At 65.1% G+C, this 26,337-nt stretch carries 19 protein-coding genes; 9 read left to right on the plus strand and 10 right to left on the minus strand.

The genetic code is table 11. The features are described from left to right. Together UP06_RS00765 and UP06_RS00770 are read right to left on the minus strand one after the other, a co-directional pair. Positions 1–795, minus strand: coding sequence for a protein-L-isoaspartate O-methyltransferase family protein (locus UP06_RS00765; RefSeq protein WP_044999760.1), 795 nt, complete (start codon positions 793–795; stop codon positions 1–3). Next, positions 792–4,256, minus strand: a complete 3,465-nt coding sequence (locus tag UP06_RS00770) for an ATP-binding protein (RefSeq protein ID WP_044999762.1) — start codon at positions 4,254–4,256, stop codon at positions 792–794. Before UP06_RS00770 ends, UP06_RS00765 begins: the two co-directional genes overlap by 4 nt. Positions 4,257–4,391: 135 nt before the next feature. On the opposite strand from UP06_RS00770, the gene UP06_RS00775 reads away from it, so the two are divergent. The 4 genes from UP06_RS00775 (at position 4,392) to UP06_RS00785 (ending at position 13,090) form a co-directional block, all read left to right on the plus strand. Further along, a complete protein-coding gene (locus UP06_RS00775; RefSeq protein ID WP_044999763.1) occupies positions 4,392–10,832 on the plus strand; it encodes a non-ribosomal peptide synthetase in 6,441 nt (2,146 codons plus the stop codon). Between the two features lie 145 nt (positions 10,833–10,977). Then, on the plus strand, positions 10,978–11,145 hold the full coding sequence (locus UP06_RS41345; protein ID WP_015688246.1) for a hypothetical protein: 168 nt from the start codon (positions 10,978–10,980) through the stop codon (positions 11,143–11,145). A 236-nt stretch (positions 11,146–11,381) separates the two neighbouring features. Continuing rightward, on the plus strand, positions 11,382–12,113 hold the full coding sequence (locus UP06_RS00780) for a 4'-phosphopantetheinyl transferase family protein (RefSeq protein WP_044999764.1): 732 nt from the start codon (positions 11,382–11,384) through the stop codon (positions 12,111–12,113). Next, entirely contained in the window at positions 12,110–13,090 is a 981-nt protein-coding gene (locus UP06_RS00785) for an LLM class flavin-dependent oxidoreductase (RefSeq protein ID WP_044999766.1), read from the plus strand. The genes UP06_RS00780 and UP06_RS00785 overlap by 4 nt, the downstream gene beginning before the upstream one ends. 43 nt (positions 13,091–13,133) lie before the next feature. Here UP06_RS00785 and UP06_RS00790 read toward each other — a convergent pair whose 3' ends face one another. The 3 genes from UP06_RS00790 to UP06_RS00800 all read right to left on the minus strand — a co-directional run bounded on the left by UP06_RS00790 (position 13,134) and on the right by UP06_RS00800 (position 17,285). Beyond that, complete coding sequence (locus tag UP06_RS00790; RefSeq protein ID WP_044999768.1) at positions 13,134–14,159, minus strand: histone deacetylase family protein; 1,026 nt, start codon at positions 14,157–14,159, stop codon at positions 13,134–13,136. A gap of 155 nt (positions 14,160–14,314) precedes the next feature. After that, positions 14,315–15,256: an SMP-30/gluconolactonase/LRE family protein gene (locus tag UP06_RS00795; RefSeq protein ID WP_044999770.1), complete on the minus strand. Its 942-nt coding sequence runs from the start codon at positions 15,254–15,256 to the stop codon at positions 14,315–14,317. After that, positions 15,213–17,285: a PQQ-dependent sugar dehydrogenase gene (locus UP06_RS00800; protein WP_044999771.1), complete on the minus strand. Its 2,073-nt coding sequence runs from the start codon at positions 17,283–17,285 to the stop codon at positions 15,213–15,215. The genes UP06_RS00795 and UP06_RS00800 overlap by 44 nt, the downstream gene beginning before the upstream one ends. A gap of 207 nt (positions 17,286–17,492) precedes the next feature. Between UP06_RS00800 and UP06_RS41350 the strand changes: the two genes are divergently transcribed. Both UP06_RS41350 and UP06_RS41355 read left to right on the plus strand, forming a co-directional pair. Beyond that, positions 17,493–17,726: a DUF6894 family protein gene (locus tag UP06_RS41350; protein ID WP_044999772.1), complete on the plus strand. Its 234-nt coding sequence runs from the start codon at positions 17,493–17,495 to the stop codon at positions 17,724–17,726. Between the two features lie 9 nt (positions 17,727–17,735). Next, entirely contained in the window at positions 17,736–17,912 is a 177-nt protein-coding gene (locus tag UP06_RS41355) for a hypothetical protein (RefSeq protein ID WP_197087092.1), read from the plus strand. Between the two features lie 21 nt (positions 17,913–17,933). Here UP06_RS41355 and UP06_RS00810 read toward each other — a convergent pair whose 3' ends face one another. Then, complete coding sequence (locus UP06_RS00810; protein ID WP_044999773.1) at positions 17,934–18,707, minus strand: enoyl-CoA hydratase-related protein; 774 nt, start codon at positions 18,705–18,707, stop codon at positions 17,934–17,936. Between the two features lie 88 nt (positions 18,708–18,795). Here UP06_RS00810 and UP06_RS00815 point away from each other — a divergent pair, with 88 nt between their 5' ends. Beyond that, the gene (locus UP06_RS00815; protein WP_044999798.1) at positions 18,796–20,385 is read left to right on the plus strand and encodes a gamma-glutamyltransferase; all 1,590 of its coding nucleotides are present in this window, start codon (positions 18,796–18,798) and stop codon (positions 20,383–20,385) included. On the opposite strand, the gene UP06_RS00820 is transcribed toward UP06_RS00815, so the two are convergent. From UP06_RS00820 to UP06_RS00835, 4 genes are read right to left on the minus strand one after another with little or no spacing between them, the layout of a single operon-like run. Beyond that, complete coding sequence (locus UP06_RS00820; RefSeq protein WP_044999775.1) at positions 20,382–21,668, minus strand: NAD(P)/FAD-dependent oxidoreductase; 1,287 nt, start codon at positions 21,666–21,668, stop codon at positions 20,382–20,384. The two genes, UP06_RS00815 and UP06_RS00820, sit on opposite strands and share 4 nt — an antisense overlap. 10 nt (positions 21,669–21,678) lie before the next feature. Then, positions 21,679–22,410 carry an amino acid ABC transporter ATP-binding protein gene (locus tag UP06_RS00825; protein WP_044999776.1) on the minus strand — a complete coding sequence of 244 codons (732 nt, stop codon included), beginning with the start codon at positions 22,408–22,410 and terminating at the stop codon, positions 21,679–21,681. Beyond that, positions 22,407–23,060 carry an amino acid ABC transporter permease gene (locus UP06_RS00830; RefSeq protein WP_044999777.1) on the minus strand — a complete coding sequence of 218 codons (654 nt, stop codon included), beginning with the start codon at positions 23,058–23,060 and terminating at the stop codon, positions 22,407–22,409. The genes UP06_RS00825 and UP06_RS00830 overlap by 4 nt, the downstream gene beginning before the upstream one ends. A gap of 30 nt (positions 23,061–23,090) precedes the next feature. After that, a complete protein-coding gene (locus UP06_RS00835; RefSeq protein ID WP_082078761.1) occupies positions 23,091–23,855 on the minus strand; it encodes an ABC transporter substrate-binding protein in 765 nt (254 codons plus the stop codon). A 181-nt stretch (positions 23,856–24,036) separates the two neighbouring features. Here UP06_RS00835 and UP06_RS00840 point away from each other — a divergent pair, with 181 nt between their 5' ends. Both UP06_RS00840 and UP06_RS00845 read left to right on the plus strand, forming a co-directional pair. Continuing rightward, positions 24,037–24,687, plus strand: coding sequence for a helix-turn-helix domain-containing protein (locus tag UP06_RS00840; RefSeq protein ID WP_044999778.1), 651 nt, complete (start codon positions 24,037–24,039; stop codon positions 24,685–24,687). A gap of 228 nt (positions 24,688–24,915) precedes the next feature. Next, positions 24,916–26,244 carry an IS1182-like element ISBrsp9 family transposase gene (locus UP06_RS00845; protein WP_044999801.1) on the plus strand — a complete coding sequence of 443 codons (1,329 nt, stop codon included), beginning with the start codon at positions 24,916–24,918 and terminating at the stop codon, positions 26,242–26,244. Positions 26,245–26,337 lie beyond the last annotated feature (93 nt).

A 26,337-nucleotide genomic window follows, 5' to 3' on the forward strand; every position in this document is an offset into this window, starting at 1 on the left:
CTAGCCGTGCGCCGGCAGCCCCCGCTCAATGCCGCGAAACCGCAGCGGCGCCAATGCGGAGACCCGCTGCCACCAGTCGGCGACGCGGTCGTCGAGAGCGGTCGTGCCGCGGCCCTGGCCGGGAAAGATCCGGATCTGCTGGACCGCCTCGGCCTCGAAGCCCTTGCCCTTGCGCGTGATCTTGATGACCGCGCCTTCACGGTCCCGCTGGGTCAACGGCACCAAAAGACGGCCGCGCGGGCGGAGCGACTGAAGCCAGTGCGGATGCGGATGCGAGAAACCGGCATGCACGATGATCACATCGGCCGGTTCGCGGACCTCCGCACATCCGTCGCGGTTGATGACCTCGACATTGCGATAGGCGCGAAGGTAGTTCGCAGCGCGCGCCGCAAGCCGCTCGTCGCATTCGACCGCGAGCACCCTGCCCTTTGGGCCGACGATCTTCGACAGCACCGCCGAGAAATAGCCGAGCCCGCAACCGATCTGGACCACGCACTGCTTCGGCTTGACGTCGAGCACGTCGATGAAATGCGCCCACAGGCTCGGCAGCCCGGTGTCGAGCTTGCGGCGTGCGTCGATCGCGACCAGCACATTGTCGTAGAGATGAACGGGATCGGCGTCCGGCGTCAACCGATAGCTGCGCGCCGCCTCGCTCTTGATGCGCCAGGGCCCCTCCGCCAGAAAATTTTCGCGCGGAACTGCCGCCAAGGCTGCGAGCAGCTGGGGCGAGGAAATCCGTTCCCGCTTCGCGATCAGCTCGACATAGCGCGCACGCGCGGTGGCAAGATCACTCATTTCACCGGATCGGCCTGCTGACGAACGGGCGTGTCCCCACCGAGCTCGTGCACGAGCTGCATGGCCTGCTTCAGGTCCGGCGTGAGGAATCCCTCGTTGAACTTACCGACGATCGGCACGAGCAGGAGGCTCGCATGCTCGCGCTTACCGGCCTGGTGCGACAGGCGTGCGAGGCTGACGGCGGTGCGAAGCTCCCATGACAACGCGCCCTGCTTGCGCGCCGTCTCCAGCGACAGGCCAAACAGATCCTCGGCCTCCTGCACCGAGGCCGGATTGCCGTCCGACAGCGTGATCTCGCCTTGCAGGCGATAGACTTCGGCGAGATAGGAGTGATCGCCGGTCCGTCTTGCGGTCGCCAGCGCACCGTCCAGCGCGCGCAAGGCAGCGTCGCGCATGCCGACCTTGGCATAGGCCTCCGCGAGCAGGCAGCGGAACCAGCAGCCGGCGAGCCACGAATCCATCGCCTCATATTCGTCGAGGCCGAAGCGCATCTGGCTAATGCCCTCATCGGCCTCGCCGAGCTGGGCCAGCGCCCAGCCGCGCAGGATCGCAGCCTGTTGCTTCCAGTGCAGGAAATTGTGCTCGGTGGCGATGATCATGGCGCGGTTGGCGTGGTCGCGCGTGCCTTCGATGTCGCGCAAATGCTGACAGAGATAGGCGCCGAACACCAACGCGAAGGCGAGCGAGAAAGGATGGCGAATCTTCTCCGCAAGCAGGATCGCCTGCTCGCTGTGCTGGCGCGCTGCGTCGGGCCGGCCGAGGAACCACAGCAGATAGCCGAGATAGGACAGCGAGACCACGCCGGGATCGGTACCGTGCCGCTCCATCAGGTCCGAGTGCAGATCGGGGCTGTAGAGATTGATGCAGCGGTGCAGATGATGCTGTGAAGCAGCAAAGCGCCCGCGATAGAGCATGGTCATCGCGATCGAGCGGTGCGCCTCGATCAGATAGCCGGTCTGCTGCGCCGGCTGGGTCCGCTCGTTCAGCCGCTCACGCTTGGCGAACTTCAACAGCTCGACGCTGAGATCGTGCGCACGGGTGAGATCAGCACGGATGAAATGGCACACCCAGAGCCCGCGTGTGGCGGCAAAAGCCTTTTCGTCGTCGTCGAGCTGCTGGCCGAGCTCGAGCGCGCGGATGTAATTCTCCTCGACCTCCTGCACCGCATAGCCCTTGGCGGCGATCAGCGCGTTGCCGAGCGCGATCCGCAGCTCGAGCTCGATCTCGTCGGCGCCCTGCATGCGCGCATTGGCCTGCACGACGCTCAAGCCCCGGCGCAGATGGCCGATCGCCTCCAGATTGGCGCCGCTCTTGGCCGCCTGCTTGCCGGCCTTGAGCCAGAAGCTCGCCGCGCCCTCGCTCTGGCCGGACTCGGTCAGATGATGGGCGAGGAGCTCCGGCTCGCGTTCGGTCTTCTCCGGATACATCTCGGAGAGCACCTGGGCGATGCGGGCATGCAGCTTGCGCCGCTCGCTGTGCAACAGGCTCGCATGCGCAGCGTTCTGGATCATCACATGCTTGAAGGAGTAGAGCGCGTCCGGCGGATGGCCGCGGCGCATGATCAGTCCCGCCTCCTCCAGGTGATTGAGCGCCGCTTCGATCTGCTCCGGAGGCGTGTTGGCGACCGCGTGCAGGGTCTCATAGGAGAACTCGCGGCCGATGGTGGCGCCGATCTGCGCGATCCGCTTGAACGGCCCCATGCGGTCCAGACGCGCCATCAGCGAGTCCGTCAGCGTCGCCGGGATGGCGAGCTGCCGCCACGGGCCCGACAGCACGTAACGTCCGTGCCGCTCGGTCAACAGGTTGGATTCGAGAACCGTCTTGGTCAGCTCTTCCAGGAACAGCGGCACGCCATCGGTCTTGACGATGATCTCCTCGACGACCTCCTTGGGAAGCTCGCGTCCTGCGACGCGCTCGACCAGCGTCGCGCGCAACTGCCGGCTCAGCCGGTTCAGCACCAGGGTCGTGATGTGCGAATGCGCGTTCCAGCTCGGCTGGAATTCCGAGCGCGCAGTGATGACGACAAGGATCGGCCGGTTCTGCACCCGGTCGACGAGGAGGTCGATCACCTCGCGGGAGGTGGGGTCGATCCAGTGCAGATCCTCGAAGGCGATCACCAAGGGCTGGTCGCGCGCGAGCCCCAGGAAATGGTTGACCAGCGCCGCGACGGTTGCGTCCTTCTGCTGCTGCGGCGACAGATCGAGCGGCGGATAGCGATCTCCGGCCGGGATTGACAGAAGCGCAGCAAACAGCGGCGTGACCTGCTCGATGTCGCCATGGGCGGCGGCGATCGCGGTCTCCAGGGTCCCCAGCGACATCGCGGAGGCATCCTCGCGGTCGAGGCCGAGAGAAAATTTAAGTTGCTCGACGAAGGGATAGAACGCCGTGGACGTATAATAGGGCGAGCACTGGAATGAGACCTGCCCGTGCCGGTCGCCCGCAATCCGCTCGAAGATTTCCTGGATGATGCGCGACTTGCCGATGCCGGGCTCGCCAAACTTGACCACGACCTGGCCGGCGCCCTCCTTGACCTGCTGCCAGCGCCCCATCAGGAGCGCGATCTCCTCCTCGCGATTGACGAGCGGGGTCAGCCGCGTGCCCATGGCGGCCGCGAAGCGGGTCTCGACCCGCGAGGCGCGCACGACGTGCCAGGCCTGGGCCTTTTCCGTGATGCCCTTGAGCGCATGCGCGCCGAGATTGCGGTAGTCGAACTTCCCCTTCAGCAGCGATTGCGTCGAGGCGGAGATCACGACGCCGTTGGGTGGTGCCAGCGCCTGCAGGCGCGCGGCGAGATTGACGGTTTCGCCGACCGCGGAGTCGCGTTCTTCGGTGCCCTGGCCGACGAGGTCGCCGACCACGACGAGACCGGTCGCGATCCCGATGCGGACGGCAGGCGCGTGGCTGAGCGCACCGCGCGGCTCGATCGCGCGTGCGGTCGATAGCACACGCACGATCTCGAGCCCGGCGCGCACCGAGCGCTCGGCGTCGTCCTCATGCGCGGTCGGATAACCGAAATAGACCAGAATGCCGTCACCGACGAAGCGGGCGGCAAAGCCTTCATAATGCTTGACCACGCGGACGCAGGTCTCGCGGAAGCTCGCGATCATGTCGCGCACGTCTTCCGGGTCGAACTGGGCCGAGAGCGAGGTCGAGTCCACCATGTCGCAGAACATGGTGGTGAGCTGACGCCGCTCGGCGCCGACCTCCGTCCGGGCTTGCGGGCGCACCGCTGCGACCGGCGCTTCCGCTGTTTCAGCCTGGAACAATGCCGCCATCGCCCGTTGGAGCCGCTTGCGATCGCCGAGCGGCAGTCCAAGCTCGGCCAGGTCAGCCTCAGTCAGGTCCCCCATGACGTCGAGATCGAGGCGGTGCTGCGCGAACAGATCGGTGTAGTGGCCAAGACCAACGCCTTCGAGCCAGCGCTTCAACCCGCCTTCCGTCTCCGGGTCTTTCTCCAGCATGGTGATTCCGCTCGACTATCACTCCGTCGAAGGACTTAAGGCCCCTCAACCACAGATTTTGGGGCTCAAACTTCACCTCGGACTGGACGCGTTCCCTAAGTTCTTGGAAGAATAGCTCAATCGAACCAAAAAGGAATGGAATTGTCGGACGTTACACACGGAGCGGGAGAGGGCTCGGCCAGCTTGAGCGCCGAAACGAAGGTCTTTGCGCATGTCGGCGGTCTTCTCGACTACTACGCGCGAAGGACGCCGACGGCGCCCGCCCTCCTCGCCCCCGGCCGGCCGCCCCTGAGTTATGGCGCGCTCGGCGCCAGGACCGAGCATCTGGTCCACACGCTGCGCGGGCTCGGAATTGCGCCTGCCGACCGGATTGCCGTTGCGCTGCCGCGCGGGGCCGATAGCGCGCTGGCGCTGATCGCGGTGGCGACGGCCTGTGCCTGTATCCCCGTCAACCCCGACCTGACGGCGGACGAGCTGCAACGCTATTTCAGCGAATTGAAGCTGACGGCGCTCGTCACCCGGGCCGACATGAACTCAGCGAGCCGCGACGTCGCCAAGACGCTGGATATCGCGGTGATCGACTTCATGCCGGGGCCTGAGACCGATCTCGGCGGCTGCGAATTCATCGGCCCGACGGTCGGTCCGGCCTGTACAAGCGGCGCTGCGCGCGGCGACGACGACGCGTTCATCCTGCTGACGTCAGGCACGGCGGCGCGGCCGAAAATGGTGCCGTTGACGCATCGCAACGTGTGCCTGTCCGCCAACAATGCCGGGCGTGTGCTGTCGCTCACGTCGCACGATCGTCTCCTTAATGTCCTGCCGCTGTTTCATGCCCATGGGCTGATCTCCGGCTTGCTGACGGCGCTGGCCGCCGGTTCGAGCGTCATCTGCACCAACGGTTTCGACGCAGCGTCCTTCTTTGGCTGGATGCGGACGCTGCAACCGACCTGGTACACGGCCGTGCCGACGATTCATCGCGCGCTGCTGACGGCGGCGGAAGCGGACCCGGACCGCGCCAGATCGTCGTCGTTGCGCGTGATCCGCTCGGCTTCGGCCTCGCTTGCACCTGCCATCCTCAATGGGCTGGAGGCGACGTTCGGCGTTCCCGTGCTCGAGACCTACGGCATGACGGAGGCAGCCTCGCAGATTGCGGCCAATCCGTTCGAGCTGCGCAAGATCGGATCGGTCGGATGCGCCGCTGGTCCCGAGATCGCGATCATGGACGAGGTCGGCCGCGGGCTTGCAAGCGGCGCGCATGGCGAGATCGTGCTGCGCGGGCCGAACATGAGCCGCGGATATTATAATGACGAGGCGGCAACGCAGGCTGCATTCCGCGACGGCTGGTTCCGGACTGGCGATCTCGGCTATCTCGACGCCGACGGTTATCTCTTCATCGTCGGCCGCATCAAGGACGTCATCAACCGCGGCGGGCAGAAGGTCTCGCCGCTGGAGGTGGAAGAGATCCTGCTGAGCCATCCGGCGGTGCTGGAAGCCGGCGTCTTTGCCGTCCCGCACCCCAAGCTCGGCGAGAACGTCGCCGCCGTCGTGGTGCTGCGGGCGAATTCCGAGGCGAGTTCGGACCAGTTGCGCCAGTTCGCGCGCAAGCGGCTGGCCGCCTACAAGGTGCCGAGCCTGATCCGCGGCGTGGCGGCGCTGCCGAAAGGCGCCAGCGGCAAGGTCAAGCGCAACGCGCTGGCCGAGCTGATTTCGGCCGCAAATGATGGCGACGAAACACACCTGCCGCACACTGCGCTGGAGACCCAACTCGCGGACATCTGGGCCAATCTGCTGGAGCTGCCGCAGATCGGCGTCGATCAGGACGTCTTTGCGCTTGGTGCCGACTCGCTCGCGGCAACGCAAATGCGTTCGCGGCTCCGCGAGCGCTTCAACGTCGACTTCTCATTCGAGGACATTTTTGACTGCGCCACGGTGTCGGCGCTTGCGGCCCGGCTGGAGACCGCCGCGGCCCATCGTGGGACGATGCTGCCAGCCTGGGGCCAGACCGCGACCGGTGAGGAAGATGCACCGCTGTCGTTCCAGCAGCAGCGGATGTATGTGCTCTCGCGGCTCGATCCGACGCGCTATAATTATAATGTGGTCGAGGTCGCGCTGCTCAAGGGCCAGATCGACCTCTCCGCGCTTCAGGCAAGCCTCGCCGCAATCTGCGAGCTCCACGAGGCGCTGCGCTCGGTCTTCATCGAAAGCCAGGGCGAGCCGATGCAGCGGGTGCTTCAGTCTCCGCCGCTCGAGCGGATCAAGCTCAAGCCTTGCCCCGCGGACAAGCAGGCCACGGTCGTCAGGCGCGAGGCGCTCAAGCTTGCGCAATATCCGTTTGATCTTGCCAGCGAACCGCCGCTGAAGGTCACGTTGCTCTCGTTCGACAAGTCGAGCCACGCGCTGGTGGTCAATGTCCACCATCTCGTCACCGACGGATGGTCACAGCGGCTGTTCTGGGAGGAACTCGCCGCCGAATATTCCGCCGCGCGCAAGGCGAGCGCGCCGACACTGCCCTCGCCCACCTTCCAATATCGCGATTTTGCGCGCTGGCAGCAGAGCTGGGCGCAAACGCCGGCGGCGAAAGAGCAGCTCGATTATTGGCGGACGCAACTCGACGGCGTCACCACGCTGCCGCTGCGAACCGACCGGCCGAGGCCTGATGTCTGGAGCGGCCAGGGCGCCCGTCACTATCTCGAATTCTCGAAGGCCTTATCCGCCGATCTGAGGGCGCTGAGCCAGGATCAGGGCGTCACACCGTTCATGACGCTGCTCGCGGTGTTCCAGTGTCTCCTGTTCCGCCACACCTCGCATGAGGACGTGGCAACGGGGTCGCTGATCGCCAACCGTAACCAGATCGAAAGCGAGCGCCTGATCGGGCTGTTCGCCAATACCCTGATCCTGCGCAACGATTTCGGCGGCGACCCGACCTTCGGCGAGCTGCTGCGGCGGGTGCGCCAGGTCACGCTCGATGCCTATCGCAACCAGGACCTTCCGATCGAGGAAGTCCTGCGCGCGTTGCAGATCGCGCGAAGGACGGACGGCAATCCGCTGTTCCAGATCATGTTCATCCTCCAGAACGCATCGATCGAGGCCGCGCGCTTCCCAGGCCTATCGACGCGCCGACTGGAGGTCGACCCAAAAGTCGCACGCTTCGACATCACGCTCGAGCTGGTCGAGGCTGAAGGCCGTTTCACCGGCTTCTTCGAATACGCCACCAATTTGTTCGACGCGGTGACGATCGAGGACATGGCGGCGCAGTTCAAGACCCTGCTCAAGGCGGTCATCGCAAATCCAGAGCAGCGCATCTCGCGCCTGCCGCTCCTGACGGACGCGGAACGCCGGCGATTGCAGACGAAAGGCACGCCTGCCAATTTCACGACGCGCGGCAATCTCTGCGAACGCTTCGACCGGCAGGCGAAAAAGACACCGAATGCCGTGGCGATATCCGATGGCCATGTATCCCTGAGCTATCGCGAGTTGGCGCGCCATAGCCAGGCGATCGCCCGCTGGCTGGCGCGCGAAGGCATCGGCGGCGAAACCGTGGTCGCGCTGCTTGCAGACCGCGGGCCCGATTTGCTTGCCGCGATGATCGCGGTGCAGCGCGTGGGCGCCGCGTTCCTGAACCTCGATCCCGAGCAGCCGCCGTCGCGGCTCACAACTATCCTCGGATCGAGCTGCGCCCGCGTACTGCTGACGGGACGTGCGCAGTCCGCCATGGTCGAAGTGCTGCTCGAGCCGCTGGTCGAGCGCATCCTGGTGGCCGAGCTCGAAGATGCGATCGCGCTCGGATCGACCAAGCCGGCCCGCGCGGCCCGGCGCGCGGCCTCAAGTCTTGCCTATCTCATCTATACGTCCGGTTCCTCCGGCGCGCCGAAGGGCGTCATGATCGAGCAGCGTGGGCTGTCGAACCATCTGGCGTCGCTGATTTCAGAGCTCGGCCTGTCGGCCAGGGACGTGATCGCCCAGACCGCGCCCCAGAGTTTTGTGATCTCGGTCTGGCAGTTCCTGGCCGGTCCGATGGCCGGCGCACGCGTCCATGTCTGCGGCAATTCGGTGGTGCAGGACCCAATCCTGCTTGCACGCGAGATCGAGCGCGAGGGCATCACGGTGCTCGAGATTGTCCCGTCACTGCTCCGCGTGATCCTGGAACGCCTCGACGAGGCGCCGATGCTGCGCGCCTTCTCCAAACTGCGGGTCCTGATCTCGACCGGCGAGCCGCTGCCGGTCGACCTCTGCCGTGCCTGGTTCGCCCGCTGCCCGAAGGTGCCGCTGATCAACGCCTATGGCGCCTCGGAATGCTCCGACGACGTCTCCCTGCATCGGCTGACCAAGGCGCCAGCCGCGACGACAATCAATGTCCCGGTCGGCGCGGCGCTGCCCAACACCCAGCTCTACGTGCTCGATCCAAATCTGGAGCCGCAGCCGGTCGGCGTGGTCGGCGAGCTCTGCATCGGCGGCGCAGGCGTCGGCCGCGGCTACATCAACGATCCCGCGCAGAGTCGGCAGCGCTTCATCGCCGATCCGTTCGCGCGCCAGGCAGGTCTCCGGCTGTACCGGACCGGCGACCTCGCCCGCCGCCGCGCCGATGGGACGATCGAATGCCTCGGCCGCGCCGACCACCAGGTCAAGGTCCGCGGCTACCGCATCGAGCTGAAGGAGATCGAGAACGCGCTCGCCGACCACGAGAGCGTGCGCGCAGGCATCGTCGAGCCGCGTCGCGACACCAATGGCGATGTCAGGTTGATCGCCCATGTCATTGCCAAAGCCGGCAGCCAGACCAGCGCCAGCGCGCTGCGCGACTTCCTCAAAAGCCGGCTGCCAAGCCATGCAATCCCGTCCGCATTCCTGTTCCTGGATCAGGTTCCGCTCAATGCCCATGGCAAGGTCGATCGCTCCGCACTGCTGGCACCCGCGCAACAGGAAATCGCGGGGACCGAGGCGGCCGTGCCGGCACGCCGCTTCACCGAAAAGGTGCTGTCCGACATCTGGATCGACCTGCTGAAGGTCGAGAGTCTCGGTATGACCGACAATTTCTTCGACCTCGGCGGCCATTCGCTGCTGGCGGGCCAGGCGATGGCGCGCGTGGCCCGCGCGCTCGGGGTCTCACTGCCGATCAAGACCATTTTCGAGGCGCCGACGGTCGAGGAGCTTGCCCGGCGGGTCGATGAAGCTGTGGTAGCGCAACCGCGCAAGCCTCCGACAAGCGTGCCGCGGCTGGCCGACAGCGGACCTCCCACGCTCTCGATCGCGCAGGACCAGATGATGCGGATCGAGGCGAACCTGCCGGATCTGCCGCTGTTCAACCTGCCCTTCGCCTTCCACCTCGATGGCCCCATCGATCCACGCAAGCTGGCGCAGGCCATCGACGACATCGTGCGCCGCCACGAATCGTTGCGGACGGCGTTCGGCTGGAGCGGCAAGGAGCCGGTCAGCCGCATCGTCGCGCCCGCTACGCTCGGCCCGGTCCTGACCGTCGAGACCATTGGCGATGGGCAGAACCACAACAACAAGCGGCGCAAGGCCCTCGAGCGCAGGAAGATCGAGCTCCTGATCGAGCAAGAGTCCCATATGCCGGTCGACGCCACAAGGGCACCGCTGCTGCGGGCGCGGCTGCTGCGGCTTCACGCCGAGGATCACATCCTGCTGCTGACGCTGCATCACGCCATTGCCGATGGCTGGTCGATCGGCGTGCTGTTCGAGGAATTGTCCAACCGTTATGCCGCGCTGGCCGGACACCCGTCCGTCCCCTTGCCAAAAATGCCGCTCGCCTTCTCGGACGTTGCGCGCTGGCAGCGCTGGTGGTGCGGCACTGATTCGGCCCGGCGGCAGGCCGCCGAGTGGACGGACGCCTTACGCGGTGCGGTCCCCGTGTTCGACGGCGAATCAAGCCCGGGCGCGTCCACCGGTCACCATCCGCTCAACCTGGAACGCGAGTTGGTCGCCCGGCTCACGGCCTTCGCGCGCCAGCACAACGCCACGCTGTTCATGTGTCTCCTCACTGGCCTGAAGTCCCTGCTGCTGGCGCGGACCGGACGCACGGACATTTCGGTCGCCACCGCCATGGCCAATCGCAGCCAGCCGGACACCGACCGGATCGTCGGCCCGTTCGAGAACACGGTGATCGTCCGCAGCCGAATCACGCCGGAGCTGTCGTTCGCGCAGGCCCTGGGTCGGGTGCGCCAGGGCGTGCTCGACGCACATGCGCGGCAGGAGCTGCCGTTCAACATCCTGGCCGACCATCTCGAGCGAGAGGGAATTGATCCGTCCTCGCTGCTCCAGGTCTATTTCACCCTGCAAAATCCGCTGCGCCAGCCGCTCGATTTGCCAGATGTCACGGTACGATCGACCGGAAACGTCGCGCGCGAGGGCCAGCCGGTGCTGCCGATCGACCAAACCTGGCTATCCCTGATGCTGAAGGAGCGTCCGACCGGCATCACCGGTTCCTGCAATTACAAGGGCGACTTGCTCGACGGCGGCATGGTCGGCGCCTGGATTGAGGATCTCGTCGCACTGCTGGCGGCGGCCATCGCCCAACCCAATACGCCGCTCGGCCGGCTGCTCGATCGGAGAGCGGCATGACCGGCCGTCGGTCCGTGCCGAACACAGGTTCACTCGCCAAAGCTGTGAATGATCAAGTTGCATCTTGATTATTTGGCGCTTGCCGCGCAAGATTATTCCTGCGTTTTTGATTTGGACGATTATTTTCAACCGGGGGAGTGTCATTATGGGTTTCATCAAATTTACCAAGGGTACCTCGCTGAGCGACAAGGACCGCAAGGCCCTGCAAAAGCTGCTCGCTGCCGAGAAGAAGAAGCTTCAGTCCGCGCTGAAGGACGTCGACGCCAGCCTTTCGGTGCTGGGCGGGTCGAAGAAGGCCAAGAAGAAAAAGTAAGACTCGTCGGCCGGGACGCCGTACGAATCTTCTCTTCAGACTTCACCTTTCGAACTTGGGCCGCTCGCCTGTCGAGTTGGGGTCTCGCACAAGCTTGCGCCTGTAAACCGGCCAGCAATCGACAAGAATTCGCCCGGGTGGACCGCTAGAAGCGGTCCACTCAAGTTGATTCTTGCTCAGTTGATACTTCCGTCAGGGCCGGATTTGGCCTCCGCCTGACGCTATGGGCCCAATTGATGGCAGACACCGGAATTGAACTGTTTGTCGGACTGATCGAGAGCATTGACACGCCGGGCGCGGTCAGTGCCTGCCGGCGCCTGCTCTCGGTCGACGAACGGATACGCGCCGACCGCTTCATGTTCGAGCGGCATCAGCGGCAATATATCTTCGCGCACGCCATGTTGCGCCTTGCGCTCTCGCACGCAGAACCTGATGTCGCGCCGACCGACTGGTCCTTTGCGGCCGGCCGCTACGGCCGGCCCTTTGTCGCAGCGCCTGCCACTTCGACAGCACTGCATTTCAGTCTGTCCCATGCCGACGGCTGTGTCGCCTGCGTCGTATCCCGGCATGAGGCCGTCGGCGTCGACGTCGAGACCGTATCGCGACGCGTCGCACCGCTGTCGACCGCGCTTCGCTTCTTTGCGCCGGAAGAGGTGGAGACGCTGCGCACACTGCCGGAGCCGGCCGCGATCGAGCGCTTCTTCGACTACTGGACGCTGAAGGAAGCCTATCTGAAGGCCAGGGGTTTCGGGCTCAATCTGCCGCTCGATGCGTTCGCGATGCAGGTGTCGCGGGAGGCGATCGAGATCAGCTTCAAGCCCGATATCGCCGACGATCCCGCAGGCTGGCGCTTCTCGCTATGCTCGCCATCGCCCTCGCATCGTCTGGCGATCGCCGACGGATCGCGCGCGGCCGGCGGCCTTCCCATCACCCGCAACGCCTGGCCGTTCCAGGAAGCGGCTGAATGACGCCCCCGCGGCTGCGCGTCTTTCCCGCGATCTCGCGCAACCGCGATCCCAAAAAATATGTCGGCGAGCTGATGCGGGTGGCAGAGTTCGCCGACCGCAACGGCTTTGAGGGCATTCTGCTGTTCGAAGGCAATGACGTGTTCGTCGAGCCCTGGGCGATGGCCCAGCACATGCTGGCAACGACGACGCGATCTTCGCCGCTGATCGCCGTCAATCCCGTCTACATGCACCCGTTCACCGCGGCGAAATTCGTCTCGTCCTTCGCGCAGCTCTACGGCCGCAAGGTCTATCTCAACATGATCACGGGAACCGCGGTCAGCGACTTGCAGGGGCTCGGCGACGACCAATCGCATGCCGACCGCTACCTCCGCCTCGGCGAGTTCATCGCGCTGGTGCGCCAGCTGCTTTCAAGTCCGCGCCCGGTCAATGTCGACGGCCGGTTCTATCGCGCAAGCAATCTGCAACTGCGGCCGCGCCTGCCGGCCGTGCTGATGCCGGAGTTCCTGATCGCGGGCCAATCGGAAGCGGCGCAGCGCGTCGCGACGGAGACCGGCTGCATCAAAATGCAGATGCTGCCGCCCGATCTCGATTGCAGCCTCAACGCGCCCGGAATGAACTTTGGGATTTTTGCGCGCGAGGAAAGCCAAGAGGCGCGGCAGGCGGCGAAGGCGCGCTTCCGCGACAATTCCGACGACCGCGAGCTGCTCGCGCTCACGGTGGAGAACAGCGATTCCGTCTGGAAGCGACGGTTGTATGAGGGTCAAAGCGGCGAGCTTCAGGACAATGGCTATTGGCTGCTGCCGTTCCTGACTTTCCAGGCCGACTGTCCCTACCTCGTTGGCAGCTACAGTGAGATCGGCGCGAAGCTCAGGGAATTTGCGGCCAAGGGCCTGACCACAATCATGCTCGACATGGTCGCGGATGACGCAGAGATGCAGCACGTCTGCAAGGCGCTCGCGGCAAGCGGGATGTTTTGAACGTCTCCCTCTCTCCGGTTGCGGGGAGAGGCGAAGATGGCGCTCAGCGCGCCTCCTCGAAGCCTGCAAGAACCGAGGTCAGGTTGGCGCCCAAAATATCCGAGAGATAGCCGCCCTCCTGCACGAACACGGTCGGCAGGCCCATCTTCGCAATCGCCTGGCCGATGCGGCGGAAGCCTGGCGTGGTGACGGCGAGACCCTTCAGCGGATCGTGCTCGGAGGCATCGAGGCCAAGCGCAATGACGAGGGCGCCGGGCGCAAAGGATTCGATCGCCTTGCGCGCGACGTCCAGCGCCTGGATGTAGCCGTCGTCGCCGGTGCCGATCGCCAGGGGAATGTTGAGATTAGTGCCGAGGCCCGGACCTTCGCCACGTTCATGCGCGTAGCCCCACACATAGGGATAATACGCAACGGGATCGGCGTGGATCGACACCGTATAGACATCCGGCCGCGCGTAAAAAATGCCTTGCGTGCCGTTGCCGTGATGGACATCGACGTCGAGGATCACCACGCGCTCATGCTTGAGCCGCAGATGTGCCGCCGCGATCGCGCTGTTGTTGAGGAAGCAGAAGCCGCCGGCCATGTCGCGATAGGCGTGATGGCCGGGCGGGCGGCAGAGCGCGTAAGTCGTGTCCTCACCGTCCATCACCATCTGAGCCGCGGTGACGGCAACGTCGGTCGCAGCACATGCCGCGGCCCAGGTGCCGGGGCCGATCGGTGCGGCAGTATCAGCGGTGTGCCAGCCGAGCTTGCCCACGATATGCGTCGGATAGGTCGCCGCATGCCGCACCGGATGAATATTGCCGATCATCTCCGGGCCGGAATCGCCGAGTGCTTTCCAGGCATCCCAGGCTTCGCTCAGGAACGACAGATATTCCGGGCTGTGAATGCGCGCGCGTGGGCCTTGCCCGAATTTGGTCGGCTCGACCAATTGATGCTTGCCGTCCTTCAAGCCCTTCAGCAGACGATCGGCACGCTCGGGTTGCTCGGTGGTGCGCTTGACGACGCCGCGAACCAGGAAGAATTGCGGATCGTGGCTGCGGTGCAGTTCGGTATGGACGGCTTTCACTCAAACACTCCGTGGTCGCATGCTCGGCGGCAGCGTAAGCTGGCGCTCTTTGACGGCGCCACAGATGTCTAAATCCCTGCGGCGGCCAGATGCAAGCAAGAAGAATGCCGTCCCTGCCGGGCTGTTCTGCGCTGGAAGCAAACCGCCTCTGATGCTCAGCAGCGCCCGCGCTGAAGGCAGTGCTCGCGGCCCTGCTGATCGGTGCGGAAGGACTCGATGAAGCCGCCCTGGCGCTGGGTGACGAAGACGGTCTTGCCGTCGCTGCCGCCGAAGGCAAGGTTGGTCGGCTCCTTGCCCTTCAGCACGATCTCGCGTTCAACCGCGCCATTGGGCTTCATCAGCGCAATCGTGCCCTTGAGGATGCGCGCGACATAGAGGCGGCCGACGACATCGGTGCGCAGGCCGTCGATGGTGTCCGGCTGGAATGCCTTGACGAGCTTCCCATCGGTGAGCGCGTTGCCGCTGATCGTGTACGACCAGACTTGGCCGTTGCTGGACTCGCCGACATAGAGCGTCTTGCCGTCGGGGCTGAGATCGATGCCGTTGGTTGTGCCCATCGCCCGCGGCGCCGTCATGACCTGTCCCTGCACCGCGCCGTCAGCTCCCTTCGCAATGCGCCAGATATGGCCTTCCCGGCCCTTCCAGTTCGGGTCGCTCGCATAGATCGTGCCGTCGCGGGCGATGGTGATGTCGTTGGGCTGGCTCATCTCGTCGGAGTGAAACCAGACGGCGGGCTCAGTGCCGCCCCTGGGGATCGCGAAGATGTTGTGCTTCTTGTAGTCGGCAATGAACATCGTGCCATCGCGCGCGAAGCGGATCGCGTTGCCGACGCTGCCGTCGGGGAGTGCCGTGAAGGCTTCCGAAGCCGCGCCGCCCGCGGGCAATCTGCCGATGGTGCCGGGCTTGCCGAAATTGACGACGAAGAGGTTGCCGTCGAGATCGGCGGCAGGCCCTTCGATGCCAAACGTGTATTCGCTCGCGGGCGTCACCTGCACGCTTTCGAACAGCTTCGTCTCGGCCGCAGTCAGCGGCGTCGCGATCACGAGCAAAATGCTACTGCACAGGCACCAGAAATTCCTGCCGGATGTAATAGCCATCGTCGTCGCTGCACTCGCCATTCAGATAGGGATCGGCCGGCCGGAAGAAGCGGCTGAAGCCGGGTTTGTCTACAGCGTTCCTTTGTGTCACGACGACGACCTTGGCGGCCGGTATTTCGCCGCATTCCTTGTTCGCCTTGCTGAAAAACTTGCGCTGCGGCAGGCCAAGCTTGATGAGCATCCGCGTTCCCGAAACCATCTTTGCTACGAGCAGGTCCGCGGTATTGAGCAGGCCCGTGTAACCGGACTCGGTCTTCGGCAGGTTTTCGCCACCCGGCGGCATCAGCTTCTCTGCACCGATGCCACGCAGCCGCGTGCGCAACTTGCCGGAGTTGGGATCGCCCGGATAGATCCAACCATCCTGCGACAGCACGAAGCGCAGCACGGTTGAGTCCTTGTCCGCGTCAGATTGTCCCGGCTTCAGGCCGAAATCGGAATGGCAACCGAGGCAGTGCTTCTCGACGAGGCCCTTGCGCAGCGTGGCGAGCCGGATCCGGTTCTGCGCGTCCTTAGTGACGAAGGCTACAAGCTGGTCGATCAGCGCCTGGCTACGCGTGTCGCAGGGCAGCGGCGGCGGCGGATCGCCGGCCGCGCGATCGATACGGATCACCGTCTGGTTCTTGTCCTCGACCAGCCAGATCGCGCCGTCCTCCGCAACCGTCATGCCGACGGGCGCGCCCTGCGGTCGCGCACCGTTGACGCGGTGCCAGCCGGCGATCAGCTCCTCGAACGGCGCGGCGGCGACCTCGCCGGCGTCGGTCTGGAAACTGCGGGTCGGGTCGGCCGCACAACTCACGTGATAGCGCACCGGCGCCGGGCTCGGCTTGGGAAAGCCGTGGTCATCGACGTCGTAGACGAGGACGCGGCTGCCGGTCGGGCGATAGCCGTGCAGACCGATCAGGAGCTTGCCTTCAAGCTCCGGGAATTTCGCGCCGTGATAATAGAGCATCGCCAGCGGCGCGCCGTGCGGCGGCAGCAGCGAGAACGGCGGCCTGTAGAGCGCGTTGGCCGTACAGAGCGATTTGTAGGTCCCCGCTTGCAGCACGCTTCTGAACTCGGGGCTCGGCGTCGACAGGTCAAAGCAATAGGGCCAGCCATAATGCCTGCCCTGCTCGATCGCGTTGATCTCCTCGTTCGGCTTGAAGATATCGGGCAGGTCTCGGCCGTTCTCGCCTTGTAGGAAGGCGTAGCCGTCGTCGGGGAAATTCGGATGCAGCGCCAGCGCCATCGAGTTGCGCAAGCCGCGTGCATAGACGGTGTGTGGCTGATCCGGATCGTTCGACTTCAGCGCCGGGAAGACGCCGCCTGACGGCGGCGTGAACAGCCAGATCGCGGCCATGGCGGAGGCGCCTTCAGCCGCCGCGCAAGGTCTCGTGATCGGGGCCTGCGTGATGCAGTCGTCGCTGTGGGCGCCGATATTGACGAACAGCCGGCCGCTTTTGTCGAACACGAATTGCTTGAGCGGGTGCGCGCTCTCGTCGAGCCTGGTGCCATCGGGCAGCGTGATCCGGCGGCCCGGCATATGACGGATGATGGTCTCGACCGAGCTGCGCGGATTGTCCGCGAGCGGGTCGAACCGGAAGATGGTCTCGGCGGTCGAGGCATAGAGCTTTTTATCCGGGCCGATCACAAGGCCGAACGGATATTCGACACCGGTCAACAGCTCCTTGAACCGCTGGCCTTCGGGAGCATGCGGATCGAGCAGCAGCAACCTGCCGTCGGTGTGGCCCCAACCGCCCATGTCGGCGACCACGAAGAGATCACGACCGGGCACCTGAATGATCGAACGCGGAAATTTCAGATGGTCCTCTTCGCTGGCGACGAGCCCGGCGCAAAATCCCGCCTTCATGTCGATCTGGATTTTGGGAAAGGCGAGATCGCCGCTGCCGCAGGTTTCCAGACCGAGCGCATAGCCGCTCTTGCGGACCGGTTCAGATGAGCCTACCGAGGCAAGAGTCAGGAGGACCACCAGGGCGCCCGCGCATGCGCGCAGGCTTCGGCTTTCACGCCAAAATGTGAGGTGGTTCACGGTGGTCTCCCGGACTTTCCGTCCAAAGTTGTTCCATGCCGCGGGAACGCCGTCCAGTTGACCAACACCCCCTTGTGATCAAACCCGCAGGGGCCTTCGTCCCGACCAATCTCCGTAGATTCCCTTACCGGGCTCGACCCGAATGTTTCGCGAAGGCCTCAGATGGTATCCGTGTGCCGTCCTAGTCGCTCTCTACAGGAGGCGTATATGGTTCAGATGTATTTCCACTGCTCCAATCCCGAGGGCACCCTGATTGATCGCTACGGCACGGCCGTCGCCAATCTGAACGAGGCGCGCGACCGCGCCGCCCAGATCATGCAATCGATGATCCAGACGCCCGGCTCTGAGGATTGGCGCGACTGGGTGATCCATGTCAGCGGCGACGACGGCGAGGAGATTTTCGATCTCCCCTTCATCGCCATGCTCGGCAAGCCGCATTGAGGTGATGCCGTGCTGATCGCTTCACTGAGCCTGCTCCGCCAGCCCCTGAACTTCGTCGCCAGCAAATGGCAGAAGCTGCTGAGCATCGCGGGCAACCCCTACCGCCCCGAACTTCACTACATGCGCGGGCCTGGCCCAAAATGGCACGCCAAGTATCAGGCCAGCCGGCTGGACCGCCGGCTTTGAGCGCAGCCCGCATCTCCACCCCTACTTGCCCGTGAACTTCGCCTTGCGCTTCTCGACGAAGGCGTTGCGGCCTTCGACGGCGTCGGCGCTCTTCCGGATCCCGGCCTGAAGCTCGATCTCGCGGCGGAACTGGGCCTCGTAGCTCGCGTGCTCGCTCTCCTCGACCAGCGCACGGGTCGCGACCAGAGCGCGCGTCGGACCTTCCGCCAGCCGGCGCGCCAGGGTCAACGCTTCCTCCATCAGCTTCGCATCGTCGACGACCTGCCGCACCAGGCCGATCTCCTGGGCGCGCTCGGCCGTGAGTGGTTCGTTCAAGAGCATCAGTTCGAGCGCGCGTTGCCGGCCGATCAGCCGCGGCAACAACCAGGTCGAGCCGAGATCGGGCACCAGCGCAATGCGGCTGAACACCTGGATGAAACTCGCTGACCGCGCCGCAACAATCATGTCGCCTGCCATCGCGAGGCTGAAGCCGCCGCCAGCGGCCACCCCGTTGACGGCAACGACCACAGGCACCCGGCATTCGCGCAACGCCTTGAAGGCCGGCCAGTAGAAGCGCATCACGCCGGCCGCGATGTCCTCGCCGAGCGCTTCCGACGCCTTCAAGTTCTGACCCGAGCAGAAGCCGCGCCCCGCGCCGGTCAGGACCAGGGCGCGAATGCTCTCATCCCGCGTCGTCTCGGCCACGGCAGCGGCGAGCGCGCCGAGCAGGTCCGGCGTCATCGCGTTCAGGCTTGCCGGCTCGTCGAGCGTCAAGATCCCGACCGCGCCATCCCGCGCCTGTTTCACACCTGCCATGTCGCTTCTCCCTCTGGATGTTCTCGTTGGCGGCAATGTGCCATTGTCCGTGCGCCTCGCCAACCAAGACAAGACACAAGACGACATCATGCCTCACCAGTTCAGCCTCGCCCAAACCGTCCGCAAACCCGCAATCAAGTCCAAGGGCGGCATCGTCGCTGCGCAGTCGCGCCGCGCAGCCGAGGTGGGAGCGCAAGTGCTGGCGGCTGGCGGCGATTGCGTCGACGCGATCGTCGCGACCACCTTCGCGCTGAATGTGCTGGAGCCCTGGAACAGCGGCATCGGGGGCGGCGGCGCGATGGTGCTCTACCGCGCCAAGGAAAATCGCTACGAGGTGATCGACTACGGCATGTGCGCACCGCAGAGCCTGCGCGCCGCCGACTATCCCATCACCGGAGATCGCGTCGCCACTGACCTGTTTCCATGGCCGCGGGTGAAGGACGATCGCAACGTTCACGGTCCCGGCGCGATCGCGGTGCCCGGTGTCGTCGCCGGCATGGAGGAGGCGCACCGTCGCCACGCCAGGATGCCGTGGAAAGACCTGGTCGAGCCGGCTGCGAAGATCGCCGGCGAGGGCCTGCTGGCCGACTGGTGGACCACACTGACGATCGCGGGCTCGGCCGCCGATCTTCGGCGCTATCCCGCAAGCGCGGCAATGTTTCTGAAGGACGGCCTGCCCCCGAGCCCGCCCTGGAGTATCGACGCTGAGACCCGGCTACCGCAGGACAATTTGAAGGCGACGCTGTTGCACCTCGCCGAGGCCGGGCCGCGCGACTTCTATCAGGGCGATCTCGCCAAAAGCATCGCGTCCGACATCAGGGCCGATGGCGGCTCGCTGTCGGTCGAGGATCTCGCCGCGTTCCGCGCGCATCTGCGCGAGCCGCTGGCGATCCCCTATCGCGGCGGCAAGGTGCTTGCGACGCCCGAGCTCACCGCCGGGCCAACGCTGGCGCATGCGCTGCGCCTCTTGCAGCAGAATATGAAGCCGGCAGGCACGCCGGATGCGGCCGCCTATGCCGAATATGCCGCTGCCCTGCAAGCGGCCTATCGCGAGCGGCTCAAGGATATGGGCGATGCCGACGGCAAGCGCTCGCTCGGCGCCGAATATCTGGCGCCGGCCTGCACCACGCATTTCTCCGTCGTGGACCGCCACGGCAACATCGCCGCGGTGACTCAGACGCTGCTCTCGTCCTTCGGCTCGAAATACGTGACGCCGCACACCGGTATTCCCATGAACAACGGGATCATGTGGTTCGATCCGACGCCGGGTACCACCAATTCGCTCGCCCCCGGCAAGCGCTGCCTCACCAACTACACGCCGGTCATCGCCGAGACCGAGCACGGCAAGCGCCTCGCGGTCGGCGCCTCCGGCGGCCGCCGCATCCTGCCTTCGGTGATGCAGCTCGTGTCCTTTGCGATGGATTTCGACATGGATCTCGATGCCGCCATCCATCAGCCCCGCATCGATTGCAGCGAAGGCGCGGTCGTGGTCGGCGACACGCGGCTGCCCGCGGATGCGCGTAGAGAGCTCGCCGCGCGCTTCGACTACAGGGAAGCGCCGGTGCAAACTCTGCCGATGAAGTTCGCCTGCCCGAGTGTGGTGATGCGCGACGGCGACACCAACTCCGGCGCGGTCGAGATCTTCCAGCCCTGGGCTGACGCGGTGGCGGAGGGCTAGATCCCGAGCCGATCGCGGACGCGGCCCGCAATCACGGCCGTCGTCACGCCGACCGGCCAGAACGCGTGCATCGCGATCGGCTTGATGCCGGTGACGGGCATGTCGATCTCGGCCTTGGCTCCGCCGATCAGGCGGCGCGCGAGCTGGGCGCCCATTGCGGTCGAGAGCGCGACGCCGCGGCCGTTGCAGCCGAGCGAGATCAGGATGTTTTCCGCTGGCTCGTGCACATGCGGATAATGGTCATTGGTGATGGCGAGCCGGCTGTTCCAGCCATGGGTCCAGGCCACGCCCTTGAGCTGCGGCCATAGCCGCTCGGCGTAGCGCATGAGATAGCCGACGTCCGTCGGCGACTTGATCCAGCGCATCGGGCCGCGGCCGCCCATCAGCAGGCGATTGTGCTGGTCGATGCGGTAATAGACAGTGATATGGCCGCTCTCATAGAGCACCGGGCGCGTCGGCATGATCGAGCGGGCGACCTCGTCGGAGAGTGGCGCGGTCGCGGCGATCGAGGAAAACACCGGCACGATGGTGCGTCGGAGTGCAGGCCAGAGATCGTCGGTGAAACCGTTCGTGGCGAGCAACACCTTGTCCGCATGCACGATCGCGCGCGGCGTTTCGATGCGCCAGCGCGCGCCTTCGCGGCGGAGCGACAGTGCGGGCGTCCCGCCATGCACCTTTACGCCCGCCGAGATCACGGCGCGCGCCAGGCCACGGGCATAGCTGAGGGGATGCAGATCGCCGCCGCGCGTGTCCAGCATGGCGCCGATGTAGCGATTGGTGCCGGTCATCTCACGCAATTGCTCGCGGTTCAGATATGTCACCGGCATGCCGCGGCGGATGCATTGCTGCGCCGTCTTTTCGATCGCGGCGGCGCTGGCCTCGTTATAGGCCGCGCGCAGCGTCCCGTTCTGCCGCGCCTCGCACGGAATCTGGTAGCGGCGGATCAGATCGTGGGTGAAGTTCGGAGTGCCGTAGGAGAAGTCGATCATGCGGCGGCCGAGCTCGGCACCGAAATCGGCTTCGATCTGATCGGGGTCGTGCTTCAAGCCGGGATTGGTGTGGCCGCCATTATTGCCGGACGCGCCCCAGCCCGGCTCCTGCGCCTCCAGCACAAGGGCTTCGACACCCTGCTCTGCCAGATGCAGCGCTGTGGACAGACCGGTGTAACCACCGCCGATGATGGCAACGGAAACATTCTTGTTCGTATCGAGTGGCGGCGTTGCGACCGACGCAACCGCAGTGTCGGCGTAGAGCGAGGGCGGCAAAGGCAGACGCGTGTTCATGACAGACCGATCAGAGCGGATGCAGCACGCGCCGCAAAAAGTCCTGCGTGCGCGGGTGCTGGGGTTGATTGAGCAGCGCCTTGGCCGGCCCCTGCTCGACAATGACGCCGCCGTCGATGAACAGCACGCGGTCGGCGACATCGCGGGCAAAGCCCATCTCGTGGGTGACGACGACCATGGTCATGCCGTCGTCGGCGAGCTTGCGCATCACGCCGAGGACGTCGCCGACGAGTTCAGGATCGAGCGCCGAGGTCGGCTCGTCGAACAGGATTGCCTTGGGCTGCATCGCGAGCGCACGCGCAATCGCAACGCGCTGCTGCTGGCCGCCGGAAAGCTGCGGCGGATGCGCGTCGGCCTTCTCGGCGAGGCCGACCTGGGCAAGCAGTGCACGGCCGCGTTCGAGCGCCCGCACACGCGCTTCCTTCTTCACATACAGCGGCCCTTCGACGACGTTTTCCAGCACTGTGCGATGCGGGAACAGATTGAAGCGCTGAAACACCATCGAGACCTGGGTGCGGACGTTCACGATAGAGGACGCATCGCGGTCGACCTTTAGGCCTTCAACGCTGATCTCGCCGCGGTCGTAGCTTTCGAGGCCATTGATACAGCGCAGGATCGTGGACTTGCCCGAACCGGACGGGCCGATGACGCAGACCACCTCGCCCTTCTCGACGTTCGCGGTGATGCCCTTGAGGACCTCGTTCTGGCCAAAGCTCTTGTGGACGTCCTTGAGCTCGATCATTTCTTGCCCGCCCGCTTCTCGACGTGGCGGACCAGCAGGATCAGCGGAATGCTCATGGTCAGATACATCAGCGCCACCATCGTGAACACGTTGGTGTTCTTGAAGGTTGAGGACGCGATCAACTTGCCCTGCAACGCGAGCTCGGCGACCGTGATGGTCGAGGCTTGCGAGGAATCCTTCAGCATCATGATCATGACGTTGCCGTACGGCGGCAGCACGATGCGCACCGCCTGCGGCAGCACCACACGGCGCATGGTGAGCCACCAGCCCATGCCGATCGACTGCGCCGCCTCGATCTGGCCCTTGTCGATCGCCTCGATGCCGGCGCGGAAGTTTTCGGCCTGGTAGGCCGAGTAGGCGATGCCGAGCCCGAGGATCGCGGCCTGCAAGGCCGACAGCGTGACGCCGAGATCGGGCATCACGAAGTAGAGGTAGAACAGCAGCACGATGATCGGGATGCCGCGAATCACGTTGATCAGGCTGGCGCTGAGCATCGACAGCGCCTTGATGCCGGAGACCCGCATCATCGCCCAGACCAGGCCGAGCACCGTCGAGAGCAGCAGCGAGCCGATGGTGACGACGATCGTCAGCACGACGCCGCTCATCAGGATCGGGAAGAACTCGACGGCGTCGTGCCAGAAGCCTTTCATCGGCCAGCCTTCATCGATCGCCCCTATCGATTAGCCCTGCGCCTTCTGGCCCCATTTTTCGAGGATCTTGTCGATGGTGCCGTTGGCCTTCAGCTTGGCCAGCGAAGCATTGATCTTGCCGAGCAGCGCGGTCTCTCCCTTCCGCACGCCGATGCCGACCGAGCCGACGGTGACCGGCTTATAGCTGTCGACGAGGCGCACCTCGGGGAAACCGCCCTGCTTCAGATTGTAGGCGAGGATCGGATAGTCGGCGAAGCCGGCCTTGAGGCGGCCGGTGTTCACATCGCGCAGGATGTCGGGGATGGTGTCGTAGGCCTTGACGTCGGCAAACAGGCCGGACTTCTTCAGCGCGTCGACGAAGGCGGTGCCGACCTGGGCACCGACCGTCTCGCCATTCAGATCTTCCTGCGTGGCGTAGGCCTTGGTGTCGGTCTTCGGCACCACGAGGCCTTCGCCATAGGTGTAGATGGGGTCGGAGAAGTCGATCACCTCTTTGCGCGGCGCCGTGATGAACATTGCAGCCGCGATGATGTCGATCTTGCTCGAGGTCAGCGACGGGATCAGCGCCGAGAACGCCATCGGCTCGATCTGCACGTTGAGGCCGGCGTCCTTGCCGATCTCGGTGACGAGATCGACCATGATGCCCTGGATCGTGTTGGTCTTGGTGTCGAGGAAGGTGAAGGGAATGCCTGTCGGCGTCGAGCCGACCTTCAGCACCTGCTGCGCCGAAGCCGGCACCACTGCGATAATCGCAAGCGCCGCGACTGCGGCCTGAACAAAACGCTTCAACGCCATCGCATTCCCCTTTGGGTCCGGCCGATGGCGGCGCTCGCAGATGTCGTGATCGCAGACATTGCGGGCAGAGCCGTTTCGGCTTATTTTCACCAATATGAAATTTTGGTCACACTTTCACGGACGATGCAAGCGGTTTTCATGCACATGAAGGAAGCGGTTTGACGTGAGCGGTGGCAAAAGAATGCGCAAACCGGCCGCCGCAAAGGCGGTGAAGAAGGCCAAGGCTATCGCCAGGAAGGCTGCAAAGCCGGCGGAGCCTGCAATGGACCTCGCGGTCGGTCGTCGCATCCGCGATCTCCGGCGTGTCAGGCAATTCTCGCTGGAGACGGTCGCCGCGCGCACGGACCTGTCGATCGGCTTCCTCAGCCAGATCGAGCGCGGCCTGTCGTCGCCGTCGCTGCGCGTGCTGGCGACGCTCTCCGACGTGCTCGGCGTCGGCATCGCCGCGCTGTTCGGTGCGAGCCCGAGCGCCGACGGCACGTCCGATCAGGTCGTGACGCGCGGGTTGCAACGTCCCGAACTGAAACTCTGGCGCACCGGCGTCTCAAAACAATTGCTCAGCCCGGCAAGCGCCGACAACAAGCTCAATCTGTTCCTGGTGCATCTGGAGCCCGGCGGCTCCCCCGGCGACGAGCTCTACACCCATGACGGCGAGGAAGCCGGCCTCGTGCTCGAAGGCGAGATGATGCTGACGGTGGACAATGAGACGTGGTCGCTGAAGACGGGCGACAGCTTTCGGTTTGCAAGCCGCCGGCCGCACCGGTTTTCAAATCCGGCCGAGGATGCAAAGGCGGTGGTGCTGTGGGTGAATTGCGTGACGGGGGCGGGGTAGCACTCTCAGTCCCGTCATCCTGAGGTGCGAGCCTTGCGGCGCAATTGCGCCGCTGGGCGAGCCTCGAAGGATGCACGGCCGCGATACAGCCGGGCCGTCGCCCTTCGAGGGCCGCTGAAGAAGCGGCCACCTCAGAGCGTGTGATTTTTTGGCAGCGTGCCAGGTAAATCTGTCCGAATGCCGGTGGCATGTGATTCTCTGGCGATGATGGATTGGCGGGAGGCGAAGATGGCTGCCGATGAATTGTTCGGTGATCTGCCGGCGCAGTCGAAGCCTGAAGCCGACGCGGCGCCGCTCGGCGCGCCACGGCTGCGTGAGCCACAGCGCGACCAGATCGCGTTGCGAGCGGTGGATATCGAGAGCCTGATCGGGGAAGACCATCCGGTGCGCCTGATCTGGTCTTATGTCGAAGAGCTTGATCTGAGTGAGCTGGAGAACCGGATCAAGGCCAGGGGCGACCGCCCCGGTCACCCCGCGACCTCGCCGCGGCTTTTGCTGGCGCTGTGGCTCTCAGCCACCAGCGAGGGCGTCGGCAGCGCGCGAGCATTGGAGCGACTGTGCGAGAGCCACGATGCCTATCGTTGGCTGTGCGGCGGGGTGTCGGTGAACTATCACATGCTGGCGGACTTCCGGGTCGGTTGCGCCGACCTGCTGGACCGGCTGCTCAGCGAGCATCTGGCGGCGCTGGCGAAGGCTGGTCTCGTCAATCTGGCGACACTGGCGCAGGACGGGGTGCGGGTCCGGGCCAGCGCGGGAGCCGCCTCGTTCCGGCGCGAGGCGACACTCGAGCGGCATCTGGCCCTGGCTGGGACGGTGGTGGAAGACCTCAAGCGCGAAGTCGACGTGCGCTCTGACGCCAGCAATCAGCGCGCCCGGGCAGCCAAGGAGCGAGCCGCGCAGGAACGCAGCGCGCGCGTGAAAGCGGCGCAGGCGGCGCTTGCCGAGATCAAGCAGCAGCGCAAGGAACGCGAGAGCAAGCAAGGCAATGGCAAGACGCCGAAGGAGCCGCGCGCGTCGACGACGGACGCCGATGCACGGGTCATGAAGATGGCGGATGGCGGCTTCCGCCCAGCCTACAACGTGCAGGTGACGAGTGCGGCCGGCGAGCAGTTCGTCACTGACGTTAAGGTATGCAACACGGGGTCCGACCGCGGGCTGATGCGGCCCATGCTGGAGCGGCAGCGCACGCGCCCTGGCGGCCTGCCCAAAGACCATCTCGTCGATGGCGGCTTTGGCAGCGCGGAAGACATCGAGTGGGCGCATGCCGAGGGCATAGAGGTTTTTTGCCCGCCCACTCAATCCAAGCACGGCACCGACCCCTACCTGCCGCGACGCGGCGACGGCGCGGGGGTACTGGCTTGGCGTGCGCGGATGGCGAGCAAAGAGGGCAAGGCCCGGTACAAGCCCCGTTCGATATGCGAGTGCATCCATGCCCGCTGGCGCAACTGGAACCTACGGCAATTGACCGTGCGCGGGATCGAAAAGGTCCGCGCCGTCGTGCTCTGGTACGCCCTCACCAACAACATCCTGCAAGGCAACCGCCTCCGCAGCGCATAAACGAGAGCTCATCGACGAACTCAGACCCGCCATTTACCGCGACAGGAAACTCCACTCCGTTCCGAACAAGTAAAAGCGTCACAAGCTCTCAGG

The sequence above is a fragment of the Bradyrhizobium sp. LTSP857 genome, assembly GCF_000938285.1.
In the GTDB taxonomy this organism is placed as follows: domain Bacteria; phylum Pseudomonadota; class Alphaproteobacteria; order Rhizobiales; family Xanthobacteraceae; genus Bradyrhizobium.

Coding starts and splice junctions, on each gene's coding strand:
- UP06_RS00765 (WP_044999760.1), bottom strand. CDS start 795: ATGAGTGATCTTGCCACCGCGCGTGCGCGCTATGTCGAGCTGATCGCG.
- UP06_RS00770 (WP_044999762.1), bottom strand. CDS start 4,256: ATGCTGGAGAAAGACCCGGAGACGGAAGGCGGGTTGAAGCGCTGGCTC.
- UP06_RS00775 (WP_044999763.1), top strand. CDS start 4,392: ATGGAATTGTCGGACGTTACACACGGAGCGGGAGAGGGCTCGGCCAGC.
- UP06_RS41345 (WP_015688246.1), top strand. CDS start 10,978: ATGGGTTTCATCAAATTTACCAAGGGTACCTCGCTGAGCGACAAGGAC.
- UP06_RS00780 (WP_044999764.1), top strand. CDS start 11,382: ATGGCAGACACCGGAATTGAACTGTTTGTCGGACTGATCGAGAGCATT.
- UP06_RS00785 (WP_044999766.1), top strand. CDS start 12,110: ATGACGCCCCCGCGGCTGCGCGTCTTTCCCGCGATCTCGCGCAACCGC.
- UP06_RS00795 (WP_044999770.1), bottom strand. CDS start 15,256: ATGGCTATTACATCCGGCAGGAATTTCTGGTGCCTGTGCAGTAGCATT.
- UP06_RS41350 (WP_044999772.1), top strand. CDS start 17,493: ATGGTTCAGATGTATTTCCACTGCTCCAATCCCGAGGGCACCCTGATT.
- UP06_RS00810 (WP_044999773.1), bottom strand. CDS start 18,707: ATGGCAGGTGTGAAACAGGCGCGGGATGGCGCGGTCGGGATCTTGACG.
- UP06_RS00815 (WP_044999798.1), top strand. CDS start 18,796: ATGCCTCACCAGTTCAGCCTCGCCCAAACCGTCCGCAAACCCGCAATC.
- UP06_RS00820 (WP_044999775.1), bottom strand. CDS start 21,668: ATGAACACGCGTCTGCCTTTGCCGCCCTCGCTCTACGCCGACACTGCG.
- UP06_RS00825 (WP_044999776.1), bottom strand. CDS start 22,410: ATGATCGAGCTCAAGGACGTCCACAAGAGCTTTGGCCAGAACGAGGTC.
- UP06_RS00830 (WP_044999777.1), bottom strand. CDS start 23,060: ATGAAAGGCTTCTGGCACGACGCCGTCGAGTTCTTCCCGATCCTGATG.
- UP06_RS00835 (WP_082078761.1), bottom strand. CDS start 23,855: ATGGCGTTGAAGCGTTTTGTTCAGGCCGCAGTCGCGGCGCTTGCGATT.
- UP06_RS00840 (WP_044999778.1), top strand. CDS start 24,037: ATGCGCAAACCGGCCGCCGCAAAGGCGGTGAAGAAGGCCAAGGCTATC.
- UP06_RS00845 (WP_044999801.1), top strand. CDS start 24,916: ATGGCTGCCGATGAATTGTTCGGTGATCTGCCGGCGCAGTCGAAGCCT.